Genomic DNA, 11,719 nt, shown 5'->3' with positions numbered 1-11,719 from the left:
AAATATGACCATTTCAGAGACATGGTTGCTGCCTGACGGGGTAGCAGATGTATTGCCGGAACAGGCACAAGTCATTGAAAAACTTCGCCGTGAAGCTTTAGATTTCCTCGCGGTGCGAGGTTATCAATTGGTATATACACCATTTATCGAATACATCGAATCGTTGTCTTCATTATCAGAATCAAATCAAGACTTAGATTTAGTAACTTTTAAGGTTATTGATCAGCTCTCAGGCCGTTTACTCGGTGTTCGTGCTGATATGACGCCACAAGTTGCACGTATTGATGCACATGTAAGACCAGTTGAAGGTGTTGCACGTTACTGTTATTCAGGGACTGTATTACATACTAAACCACAAAATTTCAATGCCACACGTGCACCTTTGCAATTAGGTGCAGAGTTATATGGCCACGATAGTATCGAAGCTGATGTCGAAATGGTCGATGTTATGCTGGGATTGATTGAAAACATCTACACATTACAAGGCGCACATTTAGATTTGGGCCATGTAGGCTTGTTCCGCAGTCTAGTGAAGTATGCTGGCCTGTCAAAAAATGAAGAACATGAACTGTCTGATCTTTATCAAAGAAAAGCATTGCCAGAGTTAGCAGAGTTTACTCAAAGCCTTAACATGGGTTCTGATTTCTATGCGCTTGGTCGTTATTCTAGTGATCTAGAAGCATTGCAGACGAATTTAAGTGCCAATATTTTGCAAGATGCTGAATTTAAGTCAGCATTAGATGCACTGAAGACGACACTTGAGCAAATTAAAGGTCGTTGGCCAAATCTCAACATCGGTATTGATGTTGTAGAGCTACGTAGTTATCACTATCACACTGGCTTAATGTATGCAGTCTATGCACCAAACCGTGCTGCGCCGTTAGCGCAGGGTGGCCGTTATGATGGTATTGGTGAGCACTTTGGTCGTGCGCGTCCTGCTACTGGCTTCAGTTGCGATTTATATGCCTTAGGTGCAAATCAGTTCGCCGAAATAGAAACTGTTGTTGCTCCAAAAGGCTCAGAACAAGATTTACTCTCAGCAATTTCGAATGCACGCGCTCAAGGTTTACGTGTCGTTCAATTGTTAGGTAATGATGATTTAAGTTCTATTCCATACGCGACCCATCAACTCGTGGCGCAAAATGGTCAATGGAATATTGAAAAGATTTAAACGCCAACAGTAAGTTTTTACTGGTGGTTTCCAATTTTAACAGCATGATGTAATGAGGCTATTATGGGCAAAAATGTTGTGGTACTTGGTACCCAATGGGGCGACGAAGGTAAAGGTAAAATCGTCGACCTGCTCACAGATCAGGCGGCTGCGGTAGTACGTTATCAAGGCGGACATAACGCAGGTCATACTCTTGTCGTAGGTGGTAAAAAGACTGTATTGCACCTCATTCCATCAGGCATTTTACGTGAAAACGTATTGTGCTTAATTGGTAATGGTGTAGTACTTTCACCAGCCGCGTTAATTGAAGAAATGGGAATTTTGGAAGCAGAAGGTGTTCCTGTTAAAGAACGTCTACGTATTTCTCCAAACTGTCCACTCATTTTGCCTAACCACATTGCACTTGATCAGGCACGTGAGAAGAAACGTGGTAATGCTAAAATCGGTACTACAGGTCGTGGTATTGGTCCTGCTTACGAAGATAAAGTGGCTCGCCGTGCAGTGCGTGTTGCTGACCTTGTTCGTGGTGGCGCAGCATTAGAAGAAAAACTGTCTGAAATGCTTGAGTTACATAACTTCCAGTTAACTCAGTTCTACGGTGTAGAAGCTGTTAAATTTGAAGATGTATTGGCTCTTTGCAACGAATGGCGCGAAGTGCTTGCTCCATTAGTGATTGACGTGACTAAAGTGTTACATGACTACCGCAAAGAAGGTAAGCCTGTAATGTTTGAAGGCGCTCAAGGTTCACTTTTAGACATCGACCACGGTACTTATCCATACGTTACAAGTTCAAATACAACTGCTGGTGGCGTAAGCTCTGGTTCAGGTATGGGACCTTTACATCTTGATTATGTATTAGGTATTACTAAAGCTTATACAACACGTGTAGGTGCTGGCCCATTCCCAACTGAATTGGTTTACGATGCAGCTGCTGATGCTGGTGACCCAGTGGGTAAACACCTTGGTACAGTTGGTCATGAATTTGGTGCTTCTACTGGTCGTCAACGTCGTTGTGGTTGGTTTGATGCTGAAATCCTTCGCCGTTCTGTAGATGTAAACTCACTTTCTGGTATTTGCTTAACTAAACTAGACGTTCTAGATGGTTTAGAAGAAGTAAAAATCTGTGTGGGCTATGAAAATACAGACTCAGGTTGTGTAGGTTCTTCTGATGCGGTTTCTTTTGAATGCTTGAAACCAATTTATGAAACTATGCCAGGTTGGAGCGAATCGACTGTTGGTTTAACCAGTATCGATCAATTACCAGCAAATGCTTTAGCTTATGTGAAGCGTATTGAACAATTAATCGAATGTCCGATTGATATCGTTTCAACTGGTCCAGACCGTGCAGAAACAATTGTTTTACGTCATCCATTCTCTGCTTAATTAGCAAAGATTAAAAAGGCCTCCTAAAAGGGGGCTTTTTTATACCCGACTAAAGTGCAGTTTTCGTTTTATTCGATTCAGATTAAAACGTTAGATAGATAAGGAATGATGGGCTCAGGATGAAGCTACAACCAACTATTTCGAAAACAATTTTTTATTCTTTTTTATTCGCTATTGGTGGTTCACCGACACTGGCGATGTTAGTTATTTATGGTCAAGAATATCATGAAGATTTCTTCATGACCGCGTTTATGAGTTTGTCGGTATTGTTCGCATGTGTGTTAATTCCTGTGGTGCTCATACAAAATAGTTATTTACTCTGGAAAAGAGAAAGTCCTAATCTTGAAGAGAAAGTTAAGTTTTTAAGTTATGTTTATCTTGGCTTAAATATAATATGTCTAATTTTCTGGATTTATTTGATGACTTTATCGGCTTGATCGTTACATAAATACTATGATCATGAAGAAATGAGACATTCAAAGTGTAAGCGGTATTTCTTATAATAAGTGCAAAAGAATAAACAGCTTTTTCTCGATTTAGGTGATCCATGTTATGAATAAAAAACTCTTTTTAAGCTTGTGTGCGGCAAGTGTGATGACCATTTCTGGCTGTGCAACAGTAGCGGACATGGCGGGTGCAGATACTGCAACCTTAAATGCCCAATCTGCTCAAGGTTTTAATAAGATGGTGCAGGAAGCACGTGGCAAAGGAACTTTGGATACAAGTTCAAGTACCTATAGCCGTATTAATGCTGTTTTTAACCGTTTAAAACCTTATGCGAACCAGATGAACCAGACTGGTCAGCCTTTTAGCTGGCAGTTGGCAGTACTGAAATCAGATACGATTAATGCTTATGTAGCACCAGGTGGTAAAGTGGTGTTCTATACAGGCATTGTAAATAAATTGAACCTGACAGATGCTGAAATTGCAGCTGTTATGGGACATGAAATGACTCACGCCTTAGAAGAGCACGCAAAAAGTAAAATCGGTGCTCAGGCTCTAACTGATTTAGCTCTTGGTATTGGTTTAAGCTATGCTGGCAATAATGTTGGCCAACTTGGTACTGCTGCGGCTCAGCTAGGTTCACAAGTGGGTGTAGGCTTACCATATTCTCGTAGTTTGGAAAGTCGTGCTGACCAAGGTGGCTTAATGCTAATGGCACGTGCAGGTTATAATCCAAATGCAGCGATTACACTTTGGGAAAAAATGAATAAGCTTGAAGGTGGTGGTGGTTCATCATTCTTATCTACTCACCCATCTAACTCTCAGCGTATTAGCGATATGCGTCAAAACTTGCCTGCAGCAATGGCTATTTATAATGGCCGTAAATAAGATATAAATTTTTTATAGATAAAGAAAACGGATGCTTAAGCATCCGTTTTTTTATTTAAGGAGCAGGGTTGGGCTGTTGGACATGAATGGCTTCAATGCCTTGTAAGACTTCAGCAGGTAGTTCAATTTCAAATGCCTGAATATTTTCTTTAAGTTGGTCTAGATTAGTGGCACCAATAATTGTGCTGGTCACAAAGAATTGTTGTTTAATAAAAGCTAATGCCATTTGAGTTAAGCTTAACCCATGTTTCTCAGCTAGCTGTGCATATTGTTCAGTTGCCCACTCACTTTGAGGGTTACTATAGCGGCTAAAACGTGGAAATAATGTGACACGAGCATTCGCGGGACGAGCGCCATTTCTAAACTTGCCAGAGAGATAGCCAAACGCAAGAGGAGAGTAAGCGAGTAAACCAACATCTTCATATTTAGCAATTTCAGACATACCTATTTCATACGTACGGTTGAGAAGGCTATATGGATTTTGAACACTTACAAATTTACTTACACCTAACTTTTCAGCCAAATGTAAAAATTTCATAGTGCCCCACGGCGTTTCATTCGATAAGCCAATATAGCGAATGCGTCCTCGGTTAATCTCTTCTTGTAGAGCAAGTAATGTTTCTTCTAGAGGGGTGGTATCGTAATCATTTTGTGCTTGCTGGTTGCCATAAGCTAGCGTACCGAAAAAGTTGGTATGACGTTCAGGCCAATGTAGTTGATAGAGATCGATATAGTCGGTTTGGAGACGTTTCAGGGAGCCATCTAGGGCTTTAGCAATATGATCGTTGTTGAAGCGCGTATGGCCTTCTCTGATGTGAGTTCCTCCAAAGCCTGGCCCTGCAATTTTAGAGGCAAGAAAGACTTTGTCACGTTGACCATTTTGGGCAAACCAATTGCCAATAATCGTTTCAGTTGCACCATAGGTTTCAGGTTTTGGCGGAACCGAATACATCTCTGCCGTATCCCAAAAATATAAACCGTGTGCCAGAGCATAATTGAGTTGTTCAAATGCTTCTTGCTGAGAGTTTTGCTCACCAAATGTCATGGTGCCTAAACAAATTTCTGGAAGCTTGAGGCCTGTGCGACTAAGTGGGTTAAATTGCATACAGCGGAATCCTTGGGAATTTTGAGTTAGCCTAACGGAGAATATGTATTCAACTTAAATCATAAAATTAGAATAGTTTGTAAGTTTTGTGTATTAACTCATTGTTGCATATAAAAAAAGCAAACCGAAGTTTGCTTTTTATTAAAAACTTAATAAATATTATTCTTCATCATCATAGTCTTCATCAGAAACAGGTGCTTCTTCTAATGAAACATCAAAAATAAGAATAGCTTTACCATCTGTCTGGATCATGCCTTGATCTTCTAAGGTCTTAAGTACACGGCCAACCATCTCACGTGAACATCCCACAATACGGCCAATTTCTTGACGCGTAATACGAATTTGACGACCGTTTGGCAAAATCATTGCTTCTGGTTGTGAAGATAAGTCGATTAAACAACGTGCAATACGTCCAGACACATCAATAAACGCAAGATCTGTCATTTTACGAGTTGTATTTTTTAGACGACGAACAAGTTGTGCAAAAACAGCATAACTTAAGTCCGGATATTGTTTGCTAAGTTCGTGGAAGTTGTCATAAGAAATTTCTGCAATTTCACAGACATCACGAGTACGAACTTCAGCTGTACGTTGAGGGTTCGGTTCGAAAAGCCCCATTTCCCCAAAGAAGTCGCCCGGATTCAAATACGCAACGACAATTTCACGTTCGTCATCTTCACGTAAAATAATTGAAACTGAGCCTTTTAAAATTAAGTATAAAGATTTTGACTCTGTTCCGGCATCAACAATTGTGGTTCGTTTTGGATATCTGTTGATGTGAGCACGTTTTAACAATGCTTTAACGGATTCAGGTAGTTGCCCCGGAGATAAAGCATCTGTGCTGAGTTGTGAAAAATTTGAAGTCATGCTTAATATGTTCCGAATAGGGTAAACAATTCACACAAGCCCGAGATGAGCTATTACACAGAAGAGATGAAATTCCTTATCAACTCATTTTATGTTAGTGTACAAAACAAGGGTCTGTTGACATTTCACAGATGGTTGCGACATAAGACAATTCTTTTAGACGTTACCAAGCAAGAGCTATGAAATTTAGCCATTCTAAATAAATAGATCTTAACAACGGAACGTACAAAATAACATGGTCTTGCGCTGTGCCTGCGCTGCTTAAATGGCAACTCAGATTATGGCTGAAATTTCACAAACTATATAACAAAACTGGACAAAGGATTGCCATTGTCTGGGTTTTGCGTCTTATTTGGATTAATTTTTAGCTCTAACGCAATCCATAGATGAAATGTCAACAGACCCTGCTTAAATTTATAATTTTTTTTAGGTAGTTGCAATGCAAACAAGTGTACATTGGCTAGAGAATGTTGCTTTTGAAGCGAAATCGGATAGTGGGCATAGTGTCATTATGGATGGCTCACCTGAGTATGGTGGTGAAAACCGTGGCCCACGTCCTATGGAGTTGCTATTAATGGGACTTGGTGGGTGTGCTTCGTTTGATATTGTGACCATTTTAAAGAAATCTCGTCAAGATGTGACGAATGTTGTATGTAATTTAAAAGCTGAGCGTGCTGACACAATTCCGGCTGTTTTTACTAAAATCCACTTACACTTTGTGGTAACGGGTAAAGCTGTTAAAGAAAAACAGGTTGCAAAAGCGGTTGAATTGTCTGCCGAAAAATATTGTTCAGCGAGTAAAATGCTTTCCGATGGTGGTGTAGAAATTACCCATGACTTTGAAATTATTGAAGCGGAATAAGACAGTTTTTTGATAGCTAAAAATTAAAAGAAGCTGACATTAGAGTTGGCTTTTTTATTGTCAAAAATAACTAAAAAATAAGAGGAGAGATGAAATGAATATTCGGACTGCTAAATGGGAAGATACTCAAGCAATATGCGATTTACTTAAACAGATGGGCTACCCACAGCCACTCACTCTTATCCAAGAAAAATTTGAAATACTGCATAATGACGCTAACTCACAAATTTTGGTTGCTGAAGAAAAGGGCAAGATTTGTGGTTTTTTATCTCTTTATTTTATTCCGCAAATTGCCTTAGAGGGTGACTTTGCCAAAATATGCTATCTGTGCGTTGATGAGAATATGCGTAGTAAAGGTGTAGGGCGGTTACTCGTACAAGAAGCTGAGCAACAAGCCAAGCGCCGTGGTTGTGATCGAATGGAACTTCATTCTGGAGTGCAAAGACCTTTGGCACATCAATTTTACCTAAGAGAAGGCTATATCGAAGCACCAAAGTATTTTCGTAAAACCTTAAATTAACGAGCTGTATTTAGAAAAAGCTGAGGATCTACCCGAGCATTATTAAGGCTCATGCCCCAATGTAGGTGAGGACCTGTCACACGTCCAGTTTTGCCCACTAAACCTAGTGTTTCTCCTTGGCGGATATGTTGGCCTTTCTCTACTTTAATTGCGCTTAAATGGCAGAACATGCTGACTAGGCCTTGGCCATGATCAATCAACACGGTTTGACCATTAAAAAAATAAGATCCAGTTTGGATAACGACACCATCTGCGGGTGCAACAACTTTTTGTCCTATTGGCGCAGGGATATCTAAACCTGAGTGGGGAGCACGCTCTTCACCATTAAAAAAACGCTTTCGTCCAAAAGAGTTAGAAAATTTCCCTGAAGTCGGGCGTATAAATGCTGGTAAAGTTTGCCAAGAACTCTTTGTAAATGAGCTATACACATCATTTTGTTCTTTAGCTTCTTGAGCATAACGGTCTAACTGGCTTTGGTTCGGGTTCACATAATCTTGGTTAGTGACTTTAATCCGTTGCTCCGCATAAGGATAGGACTTAATTTCTATTTGAATAGGGGTTTTATTCGTGTCGAGTTGTACATTGCCAAGTGGGGTAGATAAGGGTATACCCACAACAGCATAATGCTGCTGACCTTCGTGACTAATTAAAACTGGCTTTTGTTGAAAAGTGACCTGAGTAATATCAGCGGTTAATGGGACAACTGCGATGCCACCGGGTCTTCTTGAGTCTTGAGGAAGTTGAGCGACTGCCAGTGCTGAAGTAAAAAGACAAGTTGTTGTTAATAGAATGTGTTTAAAGTGCATTTTTCATTTCAAAACGAGTAGTAAACTAACAAGATAAACTAAAGCTTAATCAATAAATTCTCAATGAAGAGTTTGTGAAAACTGTAGTATGAATAAGCATTAAGCTAAATATTCAAGTATTTTAATAAAATGTAGCTGAACTGTACTTGAAATATATACAAAACAATCCCATATTATAATGGAGTTTTACTCATTGTTATTTTAATAACATTATGAAAAATATATAAAAATTTATTTGAAATCCGAAGAAATGTTCCCATCTATTAGACAAGTACAAATTTGTTGTGAGGAATAACAAGAATGCGTTTTGAAAAATTTACAAACCGCTTGCAGCAAGCCCTTTCAGATGCTCAATCTTTAGCGATGGGTAAAGACCATACCGCGATCGCTGGTATTCATATTTTGTCTACCCTATTAGAAGAGCCATCAAATATTAGTTTGTTGCAACAAGCAGGTGCACGGTTACCTGAACTTAAACAAAAGCTTGAGCAAGCTATAAAAGATGCTCCGACCATTGCGAATCCGACTGGGGATGTCAATTTAAACCCTGAAGCTGTTAAAGCGCTTAATCTGGCAGATCGATATGCGCAAAAAGCGGGTGATGAATTTTTGTCAACTGACTGGGTGCTATTAGGTCTAGCAGAAACAGGCGAAACTAAAAATATTTTAAGTGCCGTAGGTGTAACTCCCGACAGTCTACGCAAAGTAATTGAACATATTCGAGGTAGTGACAAAGTCATGAGTAATAATCACGAAGATCAACGTGACTCACTTAATAAATATACGATTGATTTAACTGAGCGTGCTTTATCTGGAAAACTTGATCCGGTGATTGGGCGTGATGATGAGATTCGCCGGACCATTCAAGTCTTGTCGCGTCGTACAAAAAACAACCCTGTTCTTATTGGTGAACCTGGCGTAGGTAAAACCGCTATTGTTGAAGGTTTGGCTCAGCGTATTGTCAATGGTGAAGTACCAGAAGGCTTAAAAAGCAAACGTGTTTTATCTTTAGATTTAGGTTCATTACTTGCTGGTGCTAAATATCGCGGTGAGTTTGAAGAACGTTTAAAAGCTGTTTTAAAAGATTTGGCAAAACACGAAGGCGAAATCATCCTGTTTATTGATGAGCTACATACGCTTGTAGGCGCGGGTAAGGGCGATGGCGCTATGGATGCAGGTAATATGTTAAAACCTGCATTGGCTCGTGGTGAATTGCGCTGTGTGGGTGCAACAACTTTAGATGAATATCGCCAATATATTGAAAAAGATGCTGCATTAGAGCGTCGTTTCCAAAAAGTGTTGGTTGATGAACCAAGTGTTGAAGATACCATTGCGATTTTACGTGGTCTAAAAGAGAAATATGCCACTCACCATGGCGTGCAAATTTTAGACTCAGCGATTATTGCAGCGGCAAAAATGTCTCATCGCTATATTACAGATCGTCAATTACCAGACAAAGCAATTGACTTGATTGATGAAGCCGCTTCTCGTATTAAGATGGAAATTGACTCTAAACCTGAAGCACTTGATAAACTTGATCGCCGTTTAATCCAGTTGAAAATGCAATTGGAAGCTGTGAAAAAAGATGAAGATGTCGGCAGTAAAGCTGAAGTTAATCATCTTGAAAAACAGATTGCTGAAGTCGAGAAAGAATATAACGATCTTGAAGAAATCTGGAAATCTGAGAAGACTCTTGTTGAGGGTACTAAACAGGCTCAGGTTGAACTTGATAAAGCGCGTATTGCTTTTGAGAAAGCTCAGCGTGAAGGCGATTTGGCTGAAGCAGCGCGTTTACAGTATGGCGTAATTCCAGAGCTACAAAAACAACTAGAGCAAGATGAAGTTGCTGAAGAAAACGAAGAGCCAAAACTTATTCGTACTAAAGTGACTGAAAATGAAATTGCCGAGGTTGTGAGTGCTGCAACAGGAATTCCGGTTGCTAAAATGATGCAAGGCGAGCGTGAAAAACTGCTTAATATGGAAGAGTTTTTACATGACCGTGTTGTAGGTCAAGATGAAGCTGTTGTAGCCGTTTCGAATGCTGTTCGTCGTTCACGTGCAGGCTTGTCTGACCCGAATCGTCCTAGCGGATCATTCTTGTTCTTGGGTCCAACAGGTGTTGGTAAAACAGAATTAACCAAAGCATTGGCTAATTTCTTGTTTGACAGTGATGATGCCATGATTCGTATCGACATGAGTGAATTCATGGAAAAACATTCGGTTAGCCGTTTGGTTGGTGCGCCTCCAGGATATGTGGGTTATGAAGAAGGTGGTGTTTTAACTGAAGCTGTTCGCCGTAAACCATATAGTGTGGTGTTGTTTGATGAGGTTGAAAAAGCGCATCCAGATGTATTCAATATCTTGCTACAAGTGTTGGATGATGGTCGCTTAACAGACTCCCAAGGTCGAGTAGTAGATTTTAAAAACACTGTGATTGTGATGACCTCGAACTTAGGTTCACAAGATGTACGTGAGCTAGGTGAGGGTGCAACAGACGATGAAGTGCGTACCATTGTAATGAATGCGGTAAGTCAGCATTTCCGTCCGGAATTTATTAACCGGATTGATGAGCTTGTGATTTTCCATTCACTCAAAAAAGCACAGATTCGAGGCATTGCCGATATTCAGTTGGATCGCTTACGTTCACGTCTGGTTGATCGTGATATGAGTTTAACTGTAGATGACACTGCTTTTGATTTATTGATTGATGCTGGTTTCGATCCTGTTTATGGCGCGCGTCCATTAAAACGTGCGATTCAACAACAGATTGAAAACACATTAGCTCAAAAAATCTTGTCGGGTGATTTTGTCGCAGGTGATACCATTTTAGTGAAAGGTGAAAATGGTCATTTAGTCTTCGATAAAATGAAACTCAGCTAATCTTGTTCTGCTAAAACCGAAAAGAGAATATGGAAACATATTCTCTTTTTTTATGGCGAAGCTATTTGAGTTTTTGATGTGAGTAAAGCAATTAGGGTATCTGAAACTTTCTGAGTTAATGTCTTTAACTTTTGTTCAGGATGGGCAGATAAAAAATAATGGTAATGATAAATACGTTCTTGATAAGAAATGCAGATAAAAAAGGTACCTACAGGTTTTTCTGAAGTTTCACTTCCCCCAGATTTTAATAGCCCAGTACAACTTACAATAATATCGGCTTGTTGAAATAAAGTTTGTCCGAGCCTACACATTTCCTCTGTAACTTGTGGTGACTCAGCTGTGTAAGTCTCTATTAACTTGGGATTAATATTTAAAATACTAATTTTAATGCTGGGGTCATAACTCACTAAACCACCGAGTAAAATGTCTGCACCGCTATTTTTATGAATAGAAAATTGACTGGTTAAATAACCGGAACTGGCACTTTCAATAAAAGCAATTTTGAGTTGAAGATTTTCTAATAGTTGGCAGCAGTGCTGAAGCATTATTTCACCTCGAATGGTGTCTATTTATAAATAAAATCAATTTACAGATAAATTATAAAATTACAGTAAGTGATTTAAGGGAGTCATTCAAGTCGGGGATAAAAATCTATAAAACTACTTGAATATTCACAAAATGCCTGTGAAAAAATCAGGTTTTAAAATGTTCAATGTTAATTGTCGGGAAGTTTATTTATAACATTGCGACATGCGTAAAAAATTGTTAATTTTGTTCAATATAACGAACAATA

11 protein-coding genes and 1 pseudogene are annotated in these 11,719 nt (G+C 39.4%); 8 read left to right on the top strand and 4 right to left on the bottom strand.

The genetic code is table 11. The features are described 5' to 3' along the window. Positions 1-4 precede the first annotated feature (4 nt). From AC1PJP_RS19240 to AC1PJP_RS19225, 4 genes are all read left to right on the top strand, one after another. Positions 5-1,171, top strand: a complete 1,167-nt coding sequence (locus tag AC1PJP_RS19240; RefSeq protein WP_003652693.1) for an ATP phosphoribosyltransferase regulatory subunit — start codon at positions 5-7, stop codon at positions 1,169-1,171. Positions 1,172-1,234: 63 nt separating this feature from the next. Beyond that, positions 1,235-2,554: an adenylosuccinate synthase gene (locus AC1PJP_RS19235; RefSeq protein ID WP_013198499.1), complete on the top strand. Its 1,320-nt coding sequence runs from the start codon at positions 1,235-1,237 to the stop codon at positions 2,552-2,554. A 119-nt stretch (positions 2,555-2,673) separates the two neighbouring features. Further along, on the top strand, positions 2,674-2,991 hold the full coding sequence (locus tag AC1PJP_RS19230) for a hypothetical protein (protein WP_013198498.1): 318 nt from the start codon (positions 2,674-2,676) through the stop codon (positions 2,989-2,991). Between the two features lie 115 nt (positions 2,992-3,106). Beyond that, positions 3,107-3,886, top strand: a complete 780-nt coding sequence (locus tag AC1PJP_RS19225; protein ID WP_013198497.1) for a M48 family metallopeptidase — start codon at positions 3,107-3,109, stop codon at positions 3,884-3,886. A gap of 55 nt (positions 3,887-3,941) precedes the next feature. Here AC1PJP_RS19225 and AC1PJP_RS19220 read toward each other — a convergent pair whose 3' ends face one another. Together AC1PJP_RS19220 and crp are read right to left on the bottom strand one after the other, a co-directional pair. Next, entirely contained in the window at positions 3,942-4,991 is a 1,050-nt protein-coding gene (locus tag AC1PJP_RS19220) for an NADP(H)-dependent aldo-keto reductase (protein WP_151767709.1), read from the bottom strand. 159 nt (positions 4,992-5,150) lie between these two features. Then, positions 5,151-5,858, bottom strand: coding sequence for a cAMP-activated global transcriptional regulator CRP (gene crp / locus AC1PJP_RS19215; protein WP_004793675.1), 708 nt, complete (start codon positions 5,856-5,858; stop codon positions 5,151-5,153). Between the two features lie 241 nt (positions 5,859-6,099). On the opposite strand from crp, the pseudogene AC1PJP_RS19210 reads away from it, so the two are divergent. From AC1PJP_RS19210 to AC1PJP_RS19200, 3 genes and pseudogenes are all read left to right on the top strand, one after another. After that, positions 6,100-6,162 (top strand): annotated as a pseudogene (locus tag AC1PJP_RS19210) (hypothetical protein); the annotation flags it as partial. A 135-nt stretch (positions 6,163-6,297) separates the two neighbouring features. Continuing rightward, positions 6,298-6,720 (top strand): OsmC family protein, encoded by a 423-nt coding sequence (locus tag AC1PJP_RS19205; protein ID WP_005041936.1) that lies wholly within the window; start codon positions 6,298-6,300, stop codon positions 6,718-6,720. A gap of 94 nt (positions 6,721-6,814) precedes the next feature. Next, a complete protein-coding gene (locus tag AC1PJP_RS19200; RefSeq protein WP_151987350.1) occupies positions 6,815-7,240 on the top strand; it encodes a GNAT family N-acetyltransferase in 426 nt (141 codons plus the stop codon). Here the strand turns inward: AC1PJP_RS19200 and AC1PJP_RS19195 are convergent. Further along, the gene (locus AC1PJP_RS19195) at positions 7,237-8,046 is read right to left on the bottom strand and encodes a peptidoglycan DD-metalloendopeptidase family protein (protein ID WP_479768188.1); all 810 of its coding nucleotides are present in this window, start codon (positions 8,044-8,046) and stop codon (positions 7,237-7,239) included. The genes AC1PJP_RS19200 and AC1PJP_RS19195 overlap by 4 nt on opposite strands. 300 nt (positions 8,047-8,346) lie before the next feature. Here AC1PJP_RS19195 and clpB point away from each other — a divergent pair, with 300 nt between their 5' ends. After that, positions 8,347-10,926 carry an ATP-dependent chaperone ClpB gene (gene clpB, locus AC1PJP_RS19190; RefSeq protein ID WP_013198493.1) on the top strand — a complete coding sequence of 860 codons (2,580 nt, stop codon included), beginning with the start codon at positions 8,347-8,349 and terminating at the stop codon, positions 10,924-10,926. 50 nt (positions 10,927-10,976) lie between these two features. Here clpB and AC1PJP_RS19185 read toward each other — a convergent pair whose 3' ends face one another. Then, positions 10,977-11,471 (bottom strand): CinA family protein, encoded by a 495-nt coding sequence (locus AC1PJP_RS19185; protein ID WP_479768186.1) that lies wholly within the window; start codon positions 11,469-11,471, stop codon positions 10,977-10,979. Positions 11,472-11,719 lie beyond the last annotated feature (248 nt).

This window comes from Acinetobacter sp. V116_7 (assembly GCF_056735735.1).
The sequence above is the reverse complement of the archived record's forward strand: the minus strand, read 5'-3'. Positions and strand labels throughout refer to the sequence as shown.